At 58.9% G+C, this 17,891-nt stretch carries 20 protein-coding genes; 9 read left to right on the forward strand and 11 right to left on the reverse strand.

Annotated features, from left to right (window positions below; all coding sequences use genetic code 11):
• Positions 1 to 12 precede the first annotated feature (12 nt).
• A complete protein-coding gene (locus MLD04_RS12500) occupies positions 13 to 2,103 on the forward strand; it encodes a sensor domain-containing diguanylate cyclase (RefSeq protein ID WP_248158837.1) in 2,091 nt (696 codons plus the stop codon).
• Positions 2,104 to 2,113: 10 nt separating this feature from the next.
• On the opposite strand, the gene MLD04_RS12505 is transcribed toward MLD04_RS12500, so the two are convergent.
• From MLD04_RS12505 to MLD04_RS12515, 3 genes are all read right to left on the reverse strand, one after another.
• The gene (locus tag MLD04_RS12505) at positions 2,114 to 3,436 is read right to left on the reverse strand and encodes a DASH family cryptochrome (protein WP_248158839.1); all 1,323 of its coding nucleotides are present in this window, start codon (positions 3,434 to 3,436) and stop codon (positions 2,114 to 2,116) included.
• 95 nt (positions 3,437 to 3,531) lie between these two features.
• A complete protein-coding gene (locus MLD04_RS12510) occupies positions 3,532 to 4,659 on the reverse strand; it encodes an alkene reductase (RefSeq protein WP_248158841.1) in 1,128 nt (375 codons plus the stop codon).
• Positions 4,660 to 4,726: 67 nt separating this feature from the next.
• Positions 4,727 to 5,314 carry a TetR/AcrR family transcriptional regulator gene (locus MLD04_RS12515; RefSeq protein WP_248158844.1) on the reverse strand — a complete coding sequence of 196 codons (588 nt, stop codon included), beginning with the start codon at positions 5,312 to 5,314 and terminating at the stop codon, positions 4,727 to 4,729.
• 88 nt (positions 5,315 to 5,402) lie between these two features.
• Between MLD04_RS12515 and MLD04_RS12520 the strand changes: the two genes are divergently transcribed.
• Positions 5,403 to 6,515: an S-(hydroxymethyl)glutathione dehydrogenase/class III alcohol dehydrogenase gene (locus tag MLD04_RS12520; RefSeq protein ID WP_248158845.1), complete on the forward strand. Its 1,113-nt coding sequence runs from the start codon at positions 5,403 to 5,405 to the stop codon at positions 6,513 to 6,515.
• Positions 6,516 to 6,551: 36 nt separating this feature from the next.
• On the opposite strand, the gene MLD04_RS12525 is transcribed toward MLD04_RS12520, so the two are convergent.
• Together MLD04_RS12525 and MLD04_RS12530 are read right to left on the reverse strand one after the other, a co-directional pair.
• Complete coding sequence (locus MLD04_RS12525; protein WP_248158847.1) at positions 6,552 to 7,598, reverse strand: peptidoglycan -binding protein; 1,047 nt, start codon at positions 7,596 to 7,598, stop codon at positions 6,552 to 6,554.
• Positions 7,595 to 8,323, reverse strand: a complete 729-nt coding sequence (locus MLD04_RS12530; RefSeq protein WP_248158855.1) for a flagellar motor protein MotA — start codon at positions 8,321 to 8,323, stop codon at positions 7,595 to 7,597. The genes MLD04_RS12525 and MLD04_RS12530 overlap by 4 nt, the downstream gene beginning before the upstream one ends.
• Positions 8,324 to 8,506: 183 nt before the next feature.
• On the opposite strand from MLD04_RS12530, the gene MLD04_RS12535 reads away from it, so the two are divergent.
• Positions 8,507 to 8,983: an acyl-CoA thioesterase gene (locus MLD04_RS12535; protein ID WP_248158856.1), complete on the forward strand. Its 477-nt coding sequence runs from the start codon at positions 8,507 to 8,509 to the stop codon at positions 8,981 to 8,983.
• Positions 8,984 to 9,009: 26 nt separating this feature from the next.
• Here the strand turns inward: MLD04_RS12535 and MLD04_RS12540 are convergent, their stop codons facing one another.
• Positions 9,010 to 9,693 carry a type 1 glutamine amidotransferase domain-containing protein gene (locus MLD04_RS12540; protein WP_248158857.1) on the reverse strand — a complete coding sequence of 228 codons (684 nt, stop codon included), beginning with the start codon at positions 9,691 to 9,693 and terminating at the stop codon, positions 9,010 to 9,012.
• A 201-nt stretch (positions 9,694 to 9,894) separates the two neighbouring features.
• On the opposite strand from MLD04_RS12540, the gene MLD04_RS12545 reads away from it, so the two are divergent.
• Both MLD04_RS12545 and MLD04_RS12550 read left to right on the forward strand, forming a co-directional pair.
• Positions 9,895 to 10,647: a substrate-binding periplasmic protein gene (locus MLD04_RS12545; protein WP_248158859.1), complete on the forward strand. Its 753-nt coding sequence runs from the start codon at positions 9,895 to 9,897 to the stop codon at positions 10,645 to 10,647.
• Positions 10,648 to 10,757: 110 nt separating this feature from the next.
• Entirely contained in the window at positions 10,758 to 11,183 is a 426-nt protein-coding gene (locus tag MLD04_RS12550; protein ID WP_248158861.1) for a hotdog fold thioesterase, read from the forward strand.
• Between the two features lies 1 nt (position 11,184).
• On the opposite strand, the gene MLD04_RS12555 is transcribed toward MLD04_RS12550, so the two are convergent.
• Positions 11,185 to 12,156, reverse strand: a complete 972-nt coding sequence (locus MLD04_RS12555; protein ID WP_248158863.1) for a sensor domain-containing diguanylate cyclase — start codon at positions 12,154 to 12,156, stop codon at positions 11,185 to 11,187.
• Positions 12,157 to 12,241: 85 nt separating this feature from the next.
• Positions 12,242 to 12,973, reverse strand: a complete 732-nt coding sequence (locus MLD04_RS12560; protein WP_248158865.1) for a sulfite exporter TauE/SafE family protein — start codon at positions 12,971 to 12,973, stop codon at positions 12,242 to 12,244.
• A 96-nt stretch (positions 12,974 to 13,069) separates the two neighbouring features.
• Here MLD04_RS12560 and MLD04_RS12565 point away from each other — a divergent pair, with 96 nt between their 5' ends.
• Positions 13,070 to 13,528 carry a YchJ family protein gene (locus MLD04_RS12565; RefSeq protein WP_248158871.1) on the forward strand — a complete coding sequence of 153 codons (459 nt, stop codon included), beginning with the start codon at positions 13,070 to 13,072 and terminating at the stop codon, positions 13,526 to 13,528.
• Positions 13,529 to 13,535: 7 nt separating this feature from the next.
• On the opposite strand, the gene MLD04_RS12570 is transcribed toward MLD04_RS12565, so the two are convergent.
• Entirely contained in the window at positions 13,536 to 13,916 is a 381-nt protein-coding gene (locus MLD04_RS12570; RefSeq protein WP_248158873.1) for a rhodanese-like domain-containing protein, read from the reverse strand.
• Between the two features lie 104 nt (positions 13,917 to 14,020).
• On the opposite strand from MLD04_RS12570, the gene rarD reads away from it, so the two are divergent.
• From rarD to MLD04_RS12585, 3 genes are all read left to right on the forward strand, one after another.
• On the forward strand, positions 14,021 to 14,917 hold the full coding sequence (gene rarD, locus MLD04_RS12575; protein ID WP_248158874.1) for an EamA family transporter RarD: 897 nt from the start codon (positions 14,021 to 14,023) through the stop codon (positions 14,915 to 14,917).
• 193 nt (positions 14,918 to 15,110) lie between these two features.
• On the forward strand, positions 15,111 to 15,734 hold the full coding sequence (locus MLD04_RS12580) for an outer membrane beta-barrel protein (RefSeq protein WP_248158876.1): 624 nt from the start codon (positions 15,111 to 15,113) through the stop codon (positions 15,732 to 15,734).
• Between the two features lie 20 nt (positions 15,735 to 15,754).
• On the forward strand, positions 15,755 to 15,970 hold the full coding sequence (locus MLD04_RS12585) for a DUF3565 domain-containing protein (RefSeq protein WP_248158879.1): 216 nt from the start codon (positions 15,755 to 15,757) through the stop codon (positions 15,968 to 15,970).
• Between the two features lie 45 nt (positions 15,971 to 16,015).
• Here MLD04_RS12585 and MLD04_RS12590 read toward each other — a convergent pair whose 3' ends face one another.
• Both MLD04_RS12590 and MLD04_RS12595 read right to left on the reverse strand, forming a co-directional pair.
• Positions 16,016 to 16,378 carry a thiol-disulfide oxidoreductase DCC family protein gene (locus MLD04_RS12590; protein ID WP_248158881.1) on the reverse strand — a complete coding sequence of 121 codons (363 nt, stop codon included), beginning with the start codon at positions 16,376 to 16,378 and terminating at the stop codon, positions 16,016 to 16,018.
• A complete protein-coding gene (locus MLD04_RS12595; protein ID WP_248158884.1) occupies positions 16,347 to 17,702 on the reverse strand; it encodes a CHAD domain-containing protein in 1,356 nt (451 codons plus the stop codon). The genes MLD04_RS12590 and MLD04_RS12595 overlap by 32 nt, the downstream gene beginning before the upstream one ends.
• Between the last annotated feature and the right edge of the window lie 189 nt (positions 17,703 to 17,891).

Raw genomic sequence — 17,891 nt, forward strand, 5'->3', positions numbered from 1 at the left:
CAGGGATGAGTCATGATGGACGCCTCGGTTGAAGCAGACTGGATCAGCCTCTTGAAACCGTTTTTGCTGTGGGTGTCCCCCTTTCTGGCACTGGTCTTCCTGGTGCTATTGGTGGTTTTCTGGCTTCGGGCACGACGGCTGGGCCGCCAGGTCTACGATCTGACGCTGGAGGTTGGCGCTTCGTCCCGGTCCCTGCGCACGGCCGACCGTGATCTCCAGTCTCTCTTTGACCAGTCCAGCATTGCGGTGTTCATTCTTGATCATCGTCGTCGAGAAATACTCTACGCCAACAATACGGCGCTGACGGCATTCGGTGTCAGCGATGCCGACGCACTGACGTCCCGCGTCATCCAGAATCCCGAGGCGTGGGAGGAATCCTCCTTTACCCTGCTGGAATTCGAAGCGCTGCTCGACAAGGTCACCCGTACCGGGCTGCAGGTCTTTGAATGGCGCTTGCCGGGTGGCGAACAGGCGCCCGAGTGGCTCGACTGCTCCCTGTCCTTCATTACCTATCTTGGCAACCAGTCGGTGCTGTTCACTGGCGTCAATATCACCGCCCGCAAGCGCAATGATGCACTGGAAAAATTCCAGCTCAGAGCCATGCGGGCAATCGCCAGCGACAGTCCGCTGAACCAGTCCCTGTCCCAGCTGGTTGCGCTGATTGAACGGCTGATTCCCCGCGCCCGGTGTGCGGTCTTCGTGCATGATGCCGAGCAGCGACGGCTGCGTTGGACGGCGGGCAGCAGCGATCTTCCATCGCCGTTCCAGGATCGTCTGGATGAGCTGCCGGTGGCTTTCGGGGCGGCAGGAGCCGGTACCGCAGCCAGTATTCGTGAGCGTGTGGTGGCACGGGATGTCCGCAGTGACCAGCGCTGGGATGCGTTCCGGGACCTGGCCGAGCAGGCGGGAGTCCGGTCGTCCTGGGCGGAACCGGTGATTGGTGCCAATGGCGAATTACTCGGCTGCGTGGAGCTCTACCACGACGAAGTCTGGACACCCTCGGAAGACGACGTCGATCGGCTGACGGCGCCGGTATCACTTGCCAGCCTGGCCATCGAACGCCATCACTGGCAGGCGAAGCTTGAACAGATGATTGTCTCGGAACAATCGGTCCGTCGCATCAGCACCAATCTGCTGACGCTGGATATGGAACGTGTGGACGAAGGGATCGTCGGAACCTGCGCGACCATGGGGGACTTCTTTCAGGCGGACCGGGTTTTCATCTGTCAGCTGGAGGAGGCATCCCACGAGATCTCTATCAGCCACGAATGGTGCATCCGGGCGCTGGCCAGACTGCGGCCGGAGACCGGCCGGAAGTTTCCGGTGATACCGTCGAGTCTGGGAGTGCTTTTCCGGGAGTCGTCACCCCAGGTCTTTGATGAAGAAAATCCACTGCCTCCCATGCTCGAATTTCTTGCGGAGCGTCTGGAGCGGGGTGCTGACAAGTCGGTCATCCTCGGGCCGATATTCCGGAACGAACGGCTGACCGGCTTCCTCGGGATCCAGAAAACCTCGGCCGGTCAGGCCTGGACTCCGGCGCGTACAGAAACGGCTCAGCTGATGGCCAGCCTGATCGGGGCGGTCATGACCCGGCAGGAACTGGTCAACTCCCTGACCTTCCAGGCCGTGCACGATCAGCTCACCGGTCTGTATAACCGGCACAAGCTCGAGAATTTCCTCAAGCAGGAAGTGGCCCGGTGCAACCGGTATTCCAGCGTCTTTTCACTGATCATCTTTGACCTGGACCGTTTCAAATCCATCAACGATCGCTTCGGACATAATGAAGGCGATTCGGTGCTGTCCACCGTCGCTCAGCTGGTAGACCAGAATGTCCGGGAGAGTGAAGTGGCGGGTCGCTGGGGCGGCGAAGAATTCCTGATCCTGCTGCCGGAGACCGGAACCGACAGTGCCATTGCCGTTGCCGAGCGGATTCGGGAAACCATCGCCCAACACCGGTTCTCCATTCCGGAGCCCGTGACCATCAGTGCCGGCGTCGCCACCTTTCGCGCCGGAGACGATCCCCACCAGCTTGTGCAGCGCGCTGATGCCGCCCTCTACAACGCCAAGGATGCCGGGCGCAATCGGGTGATTTCGGCGTTATAGTGGTTGCCGCCTAGAGTGGCCAGTCTGCCGCATCGACCGTGTGATTGCCCACGGGTTGGTCGGATTCACCCTCCCATTGGTCAACAAAGGTCCCGCAGGGATCGAACTGCCGGGCCTGTTTCTCGAGATTGAAATGCCGGCCGCCGCGAGGATCGGCTCCGACACCCGCCAGGTACTGCCAGTTGCCATAGTTGCTGGCGACGTCGTAGTCGATCAGTTGCTGTTCGAACCAGGCGGCTCCGTAACGCCAGTCCAGTTCCAGTTCGTTGACCAGGCAGCTGGCGACGATCTGCCTGGCCCGATTGCTGATGTATCCGGTTTCCCGGAGCTGGTTCATGGCCGCATTGACCAGTGGGTACTCGGTATTGCCCTCGCACCAGGCCTTGAAGCGGTGTCCGTAGAAGGTTGCCTGGTGTCGCTTGCGCTGCACGCCGTCCCGGCGGAACAGATTGGCTCCGTGTTTCAGCGCGTACCAGTAGAAGTATTCCCGCCACAGAAGCTCGAACCACAGCCAGTAGGTGGAGTCGTTGCGAGTCACGGTGCGCTCATATTCCGCAATCTTGGCTGCAACTTCCCGGGCTGACAGGCTGCCGTTCGCCAGCCAGGGGGAAAACTTGGAAGAGCTGTCCCAGTCGTCGAGGGCGTTGCGGGTTTCCTTGTAACGGTCGATATGGTGATTGGTGAACAGGTAATCCTGCAGCCGAGCCAGACCTTCATCTTCGCCACCGATGAAACGCAGCGGATGCACCGGCTCGTCGATGGCCGGACAGTCGCCGCGATTGTCCTCCGGAAAACCGGGAGCCGGCGGCAGTGCGCTGAGCGTTCGAATTCGCAACAGGTCGGAATTGGCATCGCTTTTCTGCTCGATCTGCTTCCGGAACTGCGAAAAGGTGGCCGGCAGATCGTTCAGAGGCATCGGAAGGGCGCTTTCCGGAAACAGCGAGAGGGTTTCGAACTGCTGAAATACGGTCTCGGGCAGGGCCTCCTTGAGTGTCCGCCATTGTTCTGCCTCCGCCGTGCCGGGCAAGCGAGATCGGACCACCCGGCCGATTCCATGGGCTTGCACCAGGTCGGGAATGATCCTTGCCGGCTCGCCAAAGGCAATGTGCAGTCGCTGGCCCATGCCTCTGAGGTTGCGCTCCAGCGCCATCAGGCTCTGCCACAGGAATCGCCACCGGTGACTGCCCATTGCTTTGCCCTGCATCGCGCCCGTGCGAAACCACTGGGGATCCACCACATAAACGCACAGCAGCACATCCGAGCGGGAGGCTGCCAGCAGGGCCGCGTTGTCGTGCAACCGCAGGTCTCGGGTAAACCAGTAAAGCGTATGCATTGTACCTATAGTCCGAATTTAGAGCCGGTAGTACCAGCATACGCCCCACACGGCTGAAAAGATTATCCAAAGCCCGTTTCAGGGAGGGTTACGGGTCAGGCATTGGCCTCCAGTTCTTTGAGTGTCGGATAGTCGGTATAGCCGTGTTCGTCACCACCATAGAAGGTGCTGTCGTCCCACTCGTTGAGGGGCGCGTTCTGACGGAAGCGCTCCGGCAGATCCGGGTTGGCGATAAACGGGCGACCGAAGGTGACCAGGTCACAGCGGCCCTGGCTGATACGGGTGCGTGCTTCTTCGGCGGTGTAGGCGCCGTTGGCGATGTAGGTACCCTTGAACGCCGTGCGGATGGCGTCGATCACCTCTTCCGGGCGGCCGTTGGCATGGTTACCCTGGAAGGAGTCTTCAACCACCTCGATGTAGGCGACGCCCAGCTCGTTCAGGTGCCTGGCAAAGGTGCCGAAGGTTTCGACCGGGTTCTCGTCATACATGGCGTTGAAGCTCCCGGTCGGGCTCACCCGAACGCCCACGTTGTCTTTACCCCACACATCGATGACCGCCCGGATCACCATCAGCGGTAAGCGCAGGCGATTTTCTACGGAACCGCCGTACTCATCGGTACGTTGGTTACTGCCGCTCTTGATGAACTGATCGAGCAGGTAGCCGTTGGCAGCGTGGACCTCGACACCGTCGAATCCGGCTTCCTTGGCGTTCTGGGCGCCCTGACGATACTGCTCCACGATATCGGCCATTTCCCCGGTCTCCAGCGCCCTTGGCTCTGGGACATCCACCATGCCGGAATCGGCGCTGATAAACGTCTTGGCACCTTCCGGCCTGATTGCGGAGGGCGCCACCGGTTGCTCTCCGTCAGGCTGCAGCGCCGGATGGGAAATCCGGCCCACATGCCACAGTTGCATATGGATTCGCCCGCCGGCCATATGCACCGCGCCTGTGACCTTTTTCCAGCCGTCAATCTGTTCCCGGGAGTGGATGCCTGGTGTAAAGGCATAGCCCTTGCCCTGGGGCGAGACCTGGGTAGCCTCGCTGAAAATCATCCCGGCGCCGGCGCGTTGCTGGTAGTAATGGGCGTTCATGTCGTTGGGAATGTCACCCGGCTGGCTTGACCGTGAACGGGTCAGGGGAGACATGAGTACCCGGTTGGGCAGGGTCAGATTGCCCAGGTTGAATGGCTCGAACAACGGATCATTCTGGTTCTGATTGCTCATCGTTTACTCCTTGCGAGTCGGGTGTAATTGATTAGACCAGTCTACTAGTTCTCAGGCGAAAAAATTTTCAGTTGATGCCCAGGCACTGCTTGAAGAATACCCGGACAAAACGCTCCATCGGCTCCGTTGACTTGAGCACCTTCGATCGCAGGATCGCGCCTTCCCAGCCGGACAGCAGGAAGCTGGCGGCGTCAGCGGGGTCAACGTGGGCATCAATGTCTCCGGCAGTCTGGGCTTCGGCTATGCAGCGTTCGAAGCGCTTCTCCCAACCGGAAAAGACCTTGTCGAGGCGGGTGCGGAAAGCTTCGCTCTGACCAGCCAGTTCCTGCCCGAGATTGCCGATCAGGCAACCGCGGGTGTACTCGCAGCTGGTCATGGTTTCGAAACCGGTATCGAAGTAGGCGCGCAGGCGGTCGACGCAGGATCGACTGCTGTCATTGAGAATCCGATCCAGCGTCGCATCGTATTCCTCTGCGAAGCTGTCGATGACTGCCAGGCCAAAATCGTTCTTGCTGCTAAAGTAATGATAGAACGACCCCTTGGGTACGCCGGCCGCCGTAAGCACGGCATTGATGCCGGTTGCACCAAAGCCTTTCTGGCCGATCAGGTCGGCCCCGGTCTCAATGATGTGATGACGGGTGTCGTTGGAAGCCATGGCTGGTATATTAGACCGGTCGTCTATTGGTCGTCAAAGATGTGGCGTACGAACTAGCCGAAATCCATTCCCCCAAAGGAGCCTTACAGTGATCAAATCTCGCGCTGCGGTGGCGTTTGAAGCCAACAAGCCGCTCGAAATCGTCGAAGTGGATGTCGAAGACCCGAAAGAGGGTGAGGTGCTGGTACGTATCGTAGCGACCGGTGTCTGCCACACTGATGCCTACACGCTCTCTGGTGCGGACCCGGAAGGGTTGTTCCCGACCATTCTGGGCCACGAAGGTGGCGGCATTGTTGAAGCCGTCGGGCCGGGAGTGACCTCTCTGGAGGTGGGTGATCATGTGATTCCGCTGTACACGGCCGAGTGTGGCAAATGCAAATTCTGTACGTCCGGCAAAACCAACCTGTGTGGTGCCGTGCGGGAAACCCAGGGCAAGGGTGTGATGCCCGATGGCACCTCCCGTTTCTCCTACCAGGGAAAGCCGTTGTATCACTACATGGGCTGCTCGACTTTCTCGGAATACACGGTCCTGCCGGAAATTTCACTGGCGAAGATCCCCAAGGAAGCGCCCCTGGACAAGGTGTGCCTACTGGGATGTGGCGTCACCACCGGTATTGGCGCGGTCCTGAACACCGCCAAGGTTGAGGAAGGCGCAACGGTGGCGATCTTCGGTCTGGGGGGCATCGGCCTCGCCGCCATCATTGGCGCGAAAATGGCCAAAGCCGGTCGCATCATCGGCGTCGACATCAATCCGGGCAAGTTCGACATTGCCAGACAGCTCGGGGCCACCGACGTGGTCAATCCCAACGACTACGACAAGCCGATCCAGGAAGTCATCATCGAAATGACCGATGGCGGTGCCGACTACACGTTCGAATGTGTGGGTAACGTCAAACTGATGCGGGCCGCTCTGGAGGCCTGTCACAAGGGCTGGGGTGAGTCGACCATCATTGGTGTGGCCGGCGCCGGCGAGGAAATCAGCACGCGTCCGTTCCAGCTGGTGACCGGGCGGGTCTGGCGCGGTTCCGCGTTCGGTGGCGTCAAAGGGCGTACCGAGCTTCCAGGCTATGTGAAGAAAGCCGAAGAAGGAGAAATTCCGCTGGATGTGTTCATTACCCACGAGATGAAACTGGAAGACATCAACAAGGCCTTCGACCTCATGCACGAAGGCAAGAGCATCCGGTCCGTCATCCATTTCTGACCGGTTTGTCCACCTGACCCTCAAACTGACCGACGATTACCGGTCGGTCAGTTTGAGTTCTATCCGCCGGTTCTTCTGAAGGGCTTCCGGTGAGGTGCCCTCGGCGACCGGGAAGAACTCACCGAAGCCGGCGGCCACCATACGCTTCTCAGGCACACCCTGAGCCGCCAGGTAGCGAACCACCGCCACCGCCCGCGCCGTCGACAGTTCCCAGTTCGACGGGAATTTCGGCGTGTTGATCGGAATGATGTCCGTATGGCCATCCACTCGCAGGATCCAGTCCACGTCGTCCGGAATCTTGTTGACCACATCCAGCAGCACGCCGGCCAGCTTGTCCAGCTCGCGTTTGCCTTCCGCCCCGAGTTCCGCCGATCCGGATGCGAACAGCAACTCCGAGGGCAGCAGGAACCGGTCGCCTACTACCCGGATGTTGTCGTTACTGGCCAGGATGTCCCTCAGTCGCGAGAAGAACTCCGACTGGTACTGCTCCAGCTGGTTCACCCTTTCGGCCAGCAGGGTATTCAGGCGTTGACTGACCTGTTTCAGTTGCGATTCCTTTTCGGCGGTCAGGTTTTTCTGGAGCTTCAGGGCCGCCGCGATTTCACGTAACTGGCCCTGGAGCGACGCGATCTGGTTCGACAGCCTGAGAATCATGGCCTGCTGGCTGGCGGACATCTCTTCCTTGTCGGCCAGACTCTGCTCCATGCTGGCAAGCCTCTCCGCCTGGGCATCGGCATTGGCCGTCTGTTGCATCAGCTGCTCGCGGGTGTTCTCGAGTTGGCTGACCAGCGCGTCATTGCGATTCAGGCTATTGCTGTAGTCATTCTGGAGCGACGCCATCTGCTCTTCCATGGCTGCCGTCTTGTCTTTCTCGAGCCCAAGCAGCTCGGACAGTTCACTGAGCCGGGCGTTCAGACGAACCAGCTGGGAGTTGCGATCGGAAAGTGTCTGGGAGAGATACAGCTGGCTGACCACATAGACCATCAGCACGAAAATCACGAGCATCAGCAGTGCGGACAGGGCATCGACATAGCCCGGCCAGACGTTGGTTGAACTGCGGGAGCGCCGGCGGGAACCGATCATGACAGGTCTTTCTCGTCATCCACCCGGTCCACCAGGTTGGTGACCCCGGTCAGCCATTCCTCAAGGCCGTCGTAGAAACGGTTCTGGGCATGCCCTGCCTGGATGTCCAGAAAGCCCAGAATCAGCGACCCTCCGAGGCCGAGCAGGGAGGAACTGAATGCCGTGCCCATACCCTGAAGCGGTGTCAGCAGCCCTGCCTGAAGGTCGCCAAAGACCTTGCCGAAGTCCTCCTGGCTCATGTCCAGGCCGGCGATCACATCGCCCACAGCGTTGATGGTCCCGAGCAGCCCCCAGAAGGTCCCGAGAAGGCCCAGAAACACCAGCAGGTTAATGAAGTAACGGGTGATTTCCCGTTGCTCGTCCATCCGGGAGTGGATGCCGTCCAGTACCGTTCGCAGTGACATCGTGGACAGGGTGAACCGATCCCGCTTTGCCTCCTCGCCCAGTTGCCTGGCCAGGGGCTTCAGCAGTCGGGGCTCCTGCAGCACCGATAGTCCCGAATGACCGGTACGGAACTGGGCAACCCAGCGGAGCTCCGGGAACAGTACGAACACCTGTCGATAGGTCAGGGCGATTCCCACGATCAGGACGCCGACAATCAGCAGGTTGAACACCCAGTTGGCCATGAACGCGGTGATCAGTGGCTTGTGAATAAGTGCGCCAACGATGACGACAACGCCCAGGAATAGCGTCATCCAGAACAGCGTATGCTTCGGATTGCTCATGACTTCGGCCAACCTTTTGAGGAATTCCCCAAAAACGTTAGCACAGAGTGGCGTTGAATGATGTGACAGTTGCGGATAGGAGGGGGTGTCTTTCGGGGCTCGGATCGCTGGTATGATGAACCCGTGCCGGTTCCGGTAAGGGGCCATGATCGACCAGAAACCAGTCAAGATGAGTAATGCCACATGCCTGAGTCCAGCGATATGCCTTTTCGTTTCCGATTTCGCGTGCGCTACGGCGAGTGCGATGCCCAGAGCGTTGTATTCAATGCTCGGTACGCCGATTTCGTCGATATTGCGGTCAACGAGTATATCCGGGTGCTGTTCGGGGATTACCAGAATTTACTGGATCAGGATCTGGATATTCAGGTGGTGAGCCTGACCATCAACTGGAAGGCGCCGGCGCGGTTTGATGACGTGCTGGAGGCCAGGATTCGGACCGGCCGGATTGGCCGCACCTCCTTCACGCTCCATCTGGAATTCTATCGGTTTGCCGATGGGCAATTCATTGCAGACGCCGACATCACCGACGTGATGATACAGCCGTCGATGATGGAAAAAGTCGTGATTCCGGATCGGATCCGGGCATTGCTTGAAGCCGGCGCTCCGGGCGTACTGCTCAGCCACGCCGGCGAGCAGCAGCCCGACTTCAGGACCGGATAACGCGGTTATCCGTTCCCGGGTTGCCTTCAGCCCTCCTGCAAGGTTTGAAGTACGGCTTTGGCCGCGCCTTCGGAGGATGCGGGATTCTGGCCGGTAATCAGCTTGCCATCGACAACGATGTGCGGTGCCCAATCGTCCCCGCGGGTATATTCTCCTGCGTTTTCCTTGAGCATATCCTCAACGAGGAACGGCACGATGTTGGTCAGCTGGACGGCCTCTTCCTCGGTGTTGGTGAAGCCGGTGACGGTGCGCCCGCCCACGATGTTCTGATCCGGCTTGATGAACACCTTCTTGAAGACGGCAGGCGCGTGACAGACGGCGCCGATCACCTTGTCCTGTTCATAAGCCGTCTTGATCAATGCAATGGACTTGTCGTCATTCGCCAGGTCCCACAGCGGTCCGTGACCACCCGGATAGAAGATGGCGTCAAAGTCGTTCATGTCGACATCGTCCAGCTTCTTGGTGCTGGCCAGCATCTCCTTGGCGTGCGCGTCGTCCATGAAGCGGCGGGTGGTGTCGGTGAGGGCCCCTTCGGCCTCACTGTTCGGGTCAACCGGGGGCTGCCCACCCTTGGGTGAGGCGATCGTGATATCGGCCCCGGCGTCCTTGAATACGTAGAAAGGAGCAGTGAATTCTTCCAGCCAGAAACCGGTCTTGTGGCCGGTATCGCCCATTTGGTCGTGGGATGTCAGAACCATCAGTATTTTCATGTCAGGCTTGCTCCGTTCGTTTGAAGATCGTTTGAATTGGATCCGGTACACAGGTGGAAATGGATCCGCGCCGGATGGAATTCAACCGTGATTACGTAAATCGTCGGGCAGCGGATTTGACGGAGATGTCTATAATAACGGGATATCCGGACGAAGGAGGTTCGGTACCGCACATTCACACGTTCAGGGAAAGGCCTGTCTATGCGGATGTTTTTGTTATGGTTTCTGGTGCTGTTGTCGTTGCCTTGCGCGGCCCAGCAGGGCACCGAAACGGTGCCGCCGTTAACGGTTACCGTTGGTGTCAATAACGCACCCCCCTATCGGATTATCGGGCCCGACCGGAACACCGGTCTCTATGTCGACATTTTCAAGGAAGTGGCGAGATTGCTGGGGTGGCAGGTCCGTTTCCGGGAGGCGCCGTTCCGACGCGTCCTGCTCATGATGGAGCAGGGCGAAGTGGATATCATGCTGGGCCCGTTGAAGACCCCGGAGCGGGAAAAGAAACTGGCTTATGTCGCTCCGGCCTTTCCCCCCGAGCGCCGGCTGTTCTTCTACATGAATACCAAAAACCGCATAGAGCGTTACTCGGATCTCTACGGCAAACGTATTGGTGTGCTGGATGGCGCAAGCTACTTCCACCAGTTTGATGAAGATGGTGATCTTCAGAAAGAGCCGGCCAAACGCTACGAAAACCTGATGCTGATGATGCAGAGGGGGCGAGTGGATGTGGTGATCGCACCGGAACTGGTGGGCCGGTACACCATAAAGAAACTGGGACTGGAAGCCCACGTTTCTCCGTTTTTTGTGCCCGGGGAACGCTCCTGGATTGCGGTGGCGAAAACCTCACCGGCCCTTCGCTATGCCGACGATATCCGGGCCGCACTGAAGCTGATGGATATGAAAGGGGAGCGGGAGGCGCTGCTTCTGAAATACCTGGGACAACCCCTCCCGTAAGGCCTTTGTCGCGGGCCTCCGTCCGGCATTTTTTCGTGGTGCTGAGCAAGCTAACCGGATAGACTCGTCTCCACTATCCGTCAAACGAAGACTCAGGAGACGATCCCGACATGGCAATCTGGACCCGCGAACCCAATCTTGAGCAGCTGTCTGCAAATAGCCGCAATACCGCCGTCGAGCATTTGGGTATTGAATACCTCGAAATCGGAGACGATTACGTCAAGGGACGCATGCCCGTCGATGAACGCACGGTTCAACCGTTCGGTATTCTCCATGGGGGCGCATCGGTATTGTTGGCAGAGACGCTGGGCAGCATGGCCGCGAACTGCTGCCTCAGGGATCCTGAAACTGTCGCAGTAGGCCTGGACATCAACGCCAATCACATCCGGCCGGTGAGCAAGGGCTGGGTCTATGGCACTGCAAAGGCCCTGCACATTGGCGGGGCTACCCAGGTCTGGGAAATCCGCCTGGAAAACGAGGACGGCAAAACCACCTGTATTTCCCGGCTCACCATGGCGGTAACCCGGCGGGCCTGATTCAGGCCTGGCCGGGCTCCGGCTCGCTATGGACGGTGATCCGGTTTCGGCCCCCGGTCTTTGATTCGTACATGGCCTCGTCGGCGCGAGCCAGCAGTGGTTCCAGGCGAGTATCCGTATCGGACATCATGGCCAGTCCGAAGCTGGCCGTGGGCGAAATTTTCACGTTCCGGAATGGAATGCCGCTGTTCCGGATCAGAACCAGCAAGCGTTCAGCCATGTCGCGGGCTTCCGCGAGTGTCGCGGTGGTCAGCAGGATGGCAAATTCTTCCCCACCAATACGCGCGGCGATGTCAGCTTCGCGAACCTTTGCTTTAAGCAGACTGCCCACACGCCTGAGGACCTCGTCGCCGGCTTCATGGCCGTGGGTATCATTGATGACCTTGAAGTGATCCAGGTCGAACATCACTGCCGCCATGGGTGTTTTGTTGCGGCGCGCCTGCTTCAGTGCCTGCATACCGAACTCGAAAAACGCCCGCCGGTTGTGAAGTCCGGTCAGTTCGTCCTCCAGCGCTGCCGCACGGGCTTTTTCGTGCGCCGCCTTGAGGGCGATTTCCATTTCCTTGCGGTCGGTGATGTCGGTGGCAATTTCCATGCGGACGAGGCGACCGTCGGTCCAGCGGATTGCCCTGTCGCGACACTGGTACCAGCGCTGATCCACCATATTCTGGAATTCCCAGATGTAGGGAGGCGTGGGATTGCCTTCGCTATCGACCAGCAGGTGATTGGTGCAGAACGAGCAAGGCCCGTTGCTGTCCTGAAGCACCTGCCAGCAACGGCGACCCTCGAATTGTCCCCAGATCTGTCGCCCGTAAGCGTTCATGTAAAGGAGTTCATGGGTCTGGAAATCGGATACGTAAACCAGTGCGTCCAGGTTATCGAGAACTGCCTGTAAACCCTGAGTGCTGGAAAGGAGCGAATCTTCTCCAACCGAATCGGATGCAATGATGTCGGAGGGTTCTGAGGTATTCATGGCAGACCCGGGCGCAGGGGGAAATTTGACCAGGCAGTATAGCAGCCACATTTTGAGAAAGCTGCATGATGCAAGCATTGCCGGCTCAGAGTGACATCAGACCTCGTATCAGTGCGGCGAGGCCTGCTGCGCCGGCAATGCCGAGGATGACCGGGCGCAACCCTTCAAACGGCAATCGGTTGACCAGCGTTCCGGATAGCCAGAAGCCGGCCAGAACCCCCGGAAACGTCACAATGAACAGGGTGGCCTGTGCGCTGCCGAGATAGCCGGAAACCGCCAGGGTCGCCACACTGAAAAAGCTGGCGACCAGAAAGAAGGCCGACATATTGGCGCGTACCAGCGGTCCCTTTTCATTCTGGTAGATCAGGGCGATCGGTGGGCCGCCGACCGCGGTGATCGTGCCCATATACGTGGAGGCGGCACCGGCGATCATGCTGTTGCGGGCATTCAACCGGGGCTTGAGACCAACCACGCTGAGGCCGACACCAATCAGAATGAGTGCGCCGAACATCAGTTCGAAGCCTTTGGGAGAAATAAGCGTCAGGGTAAAGCCGGCCAGCAGGACGCCAATGAAGCCGCCACCAATGGCAAAGCGAACCTGTCGGATTTCCACCGAGCCCCGGTTGCGGATCAGCATCAGGATGGTCAGCAGGGTGGCGTTAAGAATCAGCGGGGCCGGAAGCAGTACCGGACTGATCAGGAATAACAACGGTGCCGAAAGTGTGCCTATGCCGTAACCGGCCACGCCCTGAAGACAGGCTCCGGCCAGCAGCGCCAGATTGGCAAGAAGAATCTGAAACCAGGAGATATCGAGCACGGTCTGTCTGTTCCGTTAGGCGCCGTAATCGGTTCCCGGCGCGGAAGTTGGTAAACTGGCGGCTAACACCCATGTTGAAGCCGAATGCGACACTCTATGCCATCCGATGACCCAAAAGCCAACTGCCCCTGCGGTTCGGGCAAATCCTACGGGCAGTGCTGCCAACCGATGCATCTGGGCGACCCGGCGCCCACGCCAGAGGCATTGATGCGTTCGCGATTCGCGGCGTTTGTCCAGAAGCGACCGGATTACCTGAGGGCCACCTGGCACCCGGACACCCGCCCGGTCACGCTCGATCTGGACGATTCTCCCGACTGGACATCACTGCAGATTATCAGCAGCGAAGAACATGATCGCCGGGGGACGGTGCATTTTCGCGCCATTTACCGTGTGGGCGGCGAATGGGGCTACCTTGAGGAAGTGTCTGACTTCGTCAGAGAGGATGGGCAGTGGTACTACCTTTCCGGGGAGACCCGGGAGGGTATCCTGAAGCCCGGCCGCAACGAGCGGTGCCCGTGCGGCAGTGGTAAAAAGTACAAGGCCTGCTGTCTGTGATCCCGGTCTATTCGAACGCTGGCAGTTGCGGCTCGACGACGTCTTTACCGGCGTCCACCCAGGCGTCGAAACCGCCTTCGATGGACTGCACGTTGCGGTATCCCATTGCCTTGAGTGATTGCGCGCTCAAGGCCGCGCGACCAGACGTCTTGCAGTAGAGCACGATTTTCATGTCCCGGTTTTCCAGGGACGGATCATTGGAAAACTTGAATTCCAGCATGCCCCGGGAAATATTGACGGCGCCGGGAATATGCGCGCTCCGGTATTCGTCCGGGTCGCGTACATCCAGCAAAAGATCGGCTTGCCGGATCGCCTCGTCGGCCTTCTCCAGCGACACTTCCTGGATTTCTTTCCTGGCATCTTCCACCAGATCGTGGGCACTCTTCATCGGATTTCCTCCACCGGTTAGGTCAGGCCTTCAGGTTAGGACATTTGGCGAGCCTTCGTCATCCGGGCTGTGGTAAATTGACGCGCCTGGATAGTGAGGAACCTATGAAAGCGACCGGCAGCGAAGCAACCAGAGGTGTACTGTTTGGCCTGGCGGCCTACACCCTCTGGGGCAGTTTTCCACTGTATTTTTCCCTGTTCGAGGGCATTCCCGCCTACGAGGTGCTGATTCACCGGATCATCTGGTCCTGCCTGTTCCTGGCAGTGGTCATCACATTGCTGAAACGCTGGCAGCCGGTTCGCAATGCCCTGCGCCAGCCACAGCGACTGGGCTTTGTCCTTGGTTGCGCAGTTTTTATCGCCCTGAACTGGGGCGTGTATATATTCGCGGTCGAGACCCGGCACGTGCTCCAGGCGAGCCTGGGATATTTCCTGACGCCTCTGGTAAACGTGGCTATGGGGATGATTGTTCTCCGGGAAAGGATCTCCAGACTGCAGGGGCTGGCCGTTGTACTGGCGGCCTTTGCCATTCTCTACCAACTGTTCCTTCTCGGTGTCGTTCCCTGGATCACCCTGGTCCTGGCGTTCAGCTTCGGCAGTTACGGTCTGTTCCGGAAGAAGGTCGAACTGGATGGTCTGTCGGGCCTGTTCGTGGAAACCCTGTTACTGTTGCCCGTTGCCCTGATCGCCTGGGCCTGGCTGGGGCATCGGGATCTGTCCCATTTCTCGCAAAGCCCTGGCGGCCTTCTGTTGCTGCTGTCTTCCGGTGTGGTCACAGCGGTTCCACTGCTCGCCTTTGCCGGTGCTGCCCGCCGTTTGCGGCTGGCCACCGTCGGCTTTCTCATGTACATCAATCCGACGCTTCAGTTTCTGATTGCGAAGTTCGTTTTCGATGAGCCACTGAGCCCGGCCAAGCTGATGAGCTTTGTCATGATCTGGATTGCTCTGGCGATCTATTCCTGGTCCGCGTGGCAGGAGAGGACCTCCGCCGAAACCACATGATTACGAGGATGCCTTTCGGCACTGGCGCTCCTACAGGTCATGATGCCTTGCGTACTGACTTTGAGGTTGCATAGTATGAGCAGGCTCAAAATGTAAAAAACCGTAAAAACTGCGCCTGTCTTCTCCGTGTTTAACCGTTGCCTCTGTAACATGCCTGTCGCATTTCTCATGCACCAACACAAGGAAAAACAGGATGTTGAAAACAGGTAAGTTGTGGTCTCTCGCGGTGGTTGCCTCCACTTTTATCGGGCTTTCCGGTCCCTCGAACGCCGCAGATCGATACGCGGGCCTCAGTGCAGGGCAGGCGACGGTCAAGGATTTTTGCGATGGCCTGAGTGGTGATCTGTGTGATGATAAAGCGTGGACCGGTCGACTTTATGCCGGGGGCTTCTTCGACAAGTATCTGGCTTTTGAAGGGGGCTATCGGTACGTGGCTGATTCCTCCATCGAGATCTCGGACCCCGCATTGGGTCAATTGGCGCTGGACGCAAGCTACCATATGTTCGATGGGTCGTTGCTGGTATTCACGCCTGAATACAGCAATGTTCGGTTGTTTATGAAAGTTGGTGCTCAGTACTGGCGGCAGACACTGGACGCGTCCGTATCCACGGCGGGCTTCAGTGGCAGTGATTCCGATACGTCTAACGGTGTGTCCCTGCGTACTGGCGTTGGCGCAACTCTGGGTATTACAGAGCGTTTTGGTGTCCGGGTTGCCTGGGATTACATCAAGGACGTGGGCGATAATCGGGGAACCGACCTGAAGAACTTCAAGTCGGACATGCAGGTCTTTTCCATCGGCCCTGAAATCCGTTTCTGATACACGGCAAGCGTATTACCATGAAACAACCGATCACCGGTTATCACAAGGACGACGAAGATCACTGGGTCGCGCAGTTGGCCTGTGGTCACAACCAGCACGTGCGTCATGATCCGCCCTGGATCAACCGCCCCTGGGTGACTACCCGGGAAGGCAGGGCGTCGAGGCTCGGTGTCGAACTGGATTGCCGGAAGTGCGATGAGGGCGCTCCGCCCGATGATCGACCGGTCGGTTGAATCCTTATAAGGATCAGGCTCGCCGCTGGCCATACAAGGCAGCGGCTAGCCGATTTTGCATGCTCCGCAGGCGTATTTCCGCTGGTATCGTCGGTCCGCCCATCGCGCGTAGACTGGTGCCGCCAACTGGTAGATGCCTGGCCAGAGTAAAGGCCTGAACAGGAACCCCAGGGGCGTATGGGACCAGGCTCGAACCGTGGCATGGAGCCCGGTGACCCATTCGCCGGTCCAGGTCATCAGGTGCAGGCGCCGCAGCAGTGTTTCACGGTCTGGCAGCGCCTGGTTGCGCTGATCGTGGATATCGGCGAGCAGCAGTTGGCCCGTCTGCAGTCGTCTGAGGGTTCTCACCTCACGGGCACAAACCGGGCATTGGCCATCATAGAAGAGCGTGTCGTAGCGGGGCTCCATCAAGTCCTCCCAGAGCGAGTATCCGGCGTTTGACGTCCGCCTTCTGTTGCTCCAGCTCCGTCTTCAGGCCCTGAATGGCCCCGGGCCGGACATCCGGTGCACTGTCCCGGAAGGCATCGAGCAGTTCAATCTGCACGTGCAGATCCTGAAAGCGCCCATACATTTCCTGCTGTTTTTTCAGGATACCGAGGGCCTCCTGCCATCGAGGCCGGTCCAGTTCCATCAGGTAACGAATGCGCTTGATGCGTTTTCTCTGGCGATGGATAGGCTCGTCGGGCGATGAGTGCAACAGTTCGGCGTCACGCCTGTTGAACTCTTTGATACGTCGTGCGACCGCATTCCGGATGTCTTTCGATGTCATTCCACGGGTCAGCTTGCGGAACGCTCGGGCATGAATCCGGTTGCTCCACTCGTCCAGACTGTTCCGGTAGTGTCTGCTGTCCAGGTGGTGGACCAGATCGCTGTGGGATCTGTCGATGGCGGCCTCGGTCCACGTCGCCAGTGCAGCCGCCAGTTCTCCGTTGTCCTGACAGATTTCCGTCAGCTGCTGCCGGAATACGTGCAGGTCTCGCAGTCCACTGGTCGCCCGGGCGTGATGCTTGAGTGCCTTGATCGCCCGACTCAGGGATCGGTCCCGGGTCACTTCCTCGACAGACTCGGCAATGGCACGGCTGCGTCGGATGGCGACCCGGTATTGGTGTAGAAACTCATCGTCCACGCCAACCCGCACGCCCCGTTCCAGATCCCGGATGCGCCTGAGCTGTTGGTCGAGGGCGGCCACAATGTCCGGTTCGGGCGAGTCATCTTTACGACGTTTCCGGTTGAACTGCTCGTAGCTGAAATCCTTCGGCGTCAGCAAGGCTTCCAGGGTGCCTTTTCCGGCCTTCAGTTTTTGCCAGGGGCGGTCAGGCAGGGTGATATGAGCGATGGAGGCGGTTGGCAGCGCGTGGGGATCTGCCCCCAACAAGTGGCCTGCCAGATCGATCAGGGCGGGGTTGTGCCCGATCAGCAGCACGGTGTCTTCGCTCTCGTCCCGGTTCTGCAGCCAGCGTAATAGACGCCGGTGATCAAAGGTGTAGAGTTCTGACAGGATGTCTACCCGGTCCGCCGGGAATCCGGGAGGCAGAATGCCCTCAAGCGTGGCGCGTGCCCGCGTCGCGCTACTGGCATATACCCGGCCACCAAACGCTCCCAGACTGTTCAATGCTCGGGCGAGAGAGGGTAGCTGGCTTTCTCCCCGGTGGTTCAGGGGGCGGTCCTGATCCCGGAGGGTGTCGTCAGTCCAGCTGGATTTTGCATGGCGTACCAGGAACAGATGTTTCATGGGACCTTAGTATGAGGCGATCTCAAGTCAGAGATGTGACGGTCGTTAAACGAAGAACGTGAAAATGCTTCTAGAAGCGTAGCTTACATTTGGCCCGTCTGTGCAGGGGGAGACGGGGCGAAAAACTGTCTTACAAAATGGAACGGTTCCTTTGCCCGGGATGTGGATAATCACCCTGAAACGAAGCGT

The sequence above is a fragment of the Marinobacter koreensis genome (assembly GCF_023156285.1).
GTDB classification, from domain to species: Bacteria; Pseudomonadota; Gammaproteobacteria; order Pseudomonadales; family Oleiphilaceae; genus Marinobacter; species Marinobacter koreensis.

What these genes read in the sequence shown, in the direction of transcription:
- MLD04_RS12500 (WP_248158837.1), top strand. Translation starts at nt 13, where the DNA reads ATGATGGACGCCTCGGTTGAAGCAGACTGGATCAGCCTCTTGAAACCG.
- MLD04_RS12505 (WP_248158839.1), bottom strand. Translation starts at nt 3,436, where the DNA reads ATGCATACGCTTTACTGGTTTACCCGAGACCTGCGGTTGCACGACAAC.
- MLD04_RS12510 (WP_248158841.1), bottom strand. Translation starts at nt 4,659, where the DNA reads ATGAGCAATCAGAACCAGAATGATCCGTTGTTCGAGCCATTCAACCTG.
- MLD04_RS12515 (WP_248158844.1), bottom strand. Translation starts at nt 5,314, where the DNA reads ATGGCTTCCAACGACACCCGTCATCACATCATTGAGACCGGGGCCGAC.
- MLD04_RS12525 (WP_248158847.1), bottom strand. Translation starts at nt 7,598, where the DNA reads ATGATCGGTTCCCGCCGGCGCTCCCGCAGTTCAACCAACGTCTGGCCG.
- MLD04_RS12530 (WP_248158855.1), bottom strand. Translation starts at nt 8,323, where the DNA reads ATGAGCAATCCGAAGCATACGCTGTTCTGGATGACGCTATTCCTGGGC.
- MLD04_RS12535 (WP_248158856.1), top strand. Translation starts at nt 8,507, where the DNA reads ATGCCTGAGTCCAGCGATATGCCTTTTCGTTTCCGATTTCGCGTGCGC.
- MLD04_RS12540 (WP_248158857.1), bottom strand. Translation starts at nt 9,693, where the DNA reads ATGAAAATACTGATGGTTCTGACATCCCACGACCAAATGGGCGATACC.
- MLD04_RS12545 (WP_248158859.1), top strand. Translation starts at nt 9,895, where the DNA reads ATGCGGATGTTTTTGTTATGGTTTCTGGTGCTGTTGTCGTTGCCTTGC.
- MLD04_RS12550 (WP_248158861.1), top strand. Translation starts at nt 10,758, where the DNA reads ATGGCAATCTGGACCCGCGAACCCAATCTTGAGCAGCTGTCTGCAAAT.
- MLD04_RS12555 (WP_248158863.1), bottom strand. Translation starts at nt 12,156, where the DNA reads ATGAATACCTCAGAACCCTCCGACATCATTGCATCCGATTCGGTTGGA.
- MLD04_RS12565 (WP_248158871.1), top strand. Translation starts at nt 13,070, where the DNA reads ATGCCATCCGATGACCCAAAAGCCAACTGCCCCTGCGGTTCGGGCAAA.
- MLD04_RS12570 (WP_248158873.1), bottom strand. Translation starts at nt 13,916, where the DNA reads ATGAAGAGTGCCCACGATCTGGTGGAAGATGCCAGGAAAGAAATCCAG.
- rarD (WP_248158874.1), top strand. Translation starts at nt 14,021, where the DNA reads ATGAAAGCGACCGGCAGCGAAGCAACCAGAGGTGTACTGTTTGGCCTG.
- MLD04_RS12580 (WP_248158876.1), top strand. Translation starts at nt 15,111, where the DNA reads ATGTTGAAAACAGGTAAGTTGTGGTCTCTCGCGGTGGTTGCCTCCACT.
- MLD04_RS12585 (WP_248158879.1), top strand. Translation starts at nt 15,755, where the DNA reads ATGAAACAACCGATCACCGGTTATCACAAGGACGACGAAGATCACTGG.
- MLD04_RS12590 (WP_248158881.1), bottom strand. Translation starts at nt 16,378, where the DNA reads ATGGAGCCCCGCTACGACACGCTCTTCTATGATGGCCAATGCCCGGTT.
- MLD04_RS12595 (WP_248158884.1), bottom strand. Translation starts at nt 17,702, where the DNA reads ATGAAACATCTGTTCCTGGTACGCCATGCAAAATCCAGCTGGACTGAC.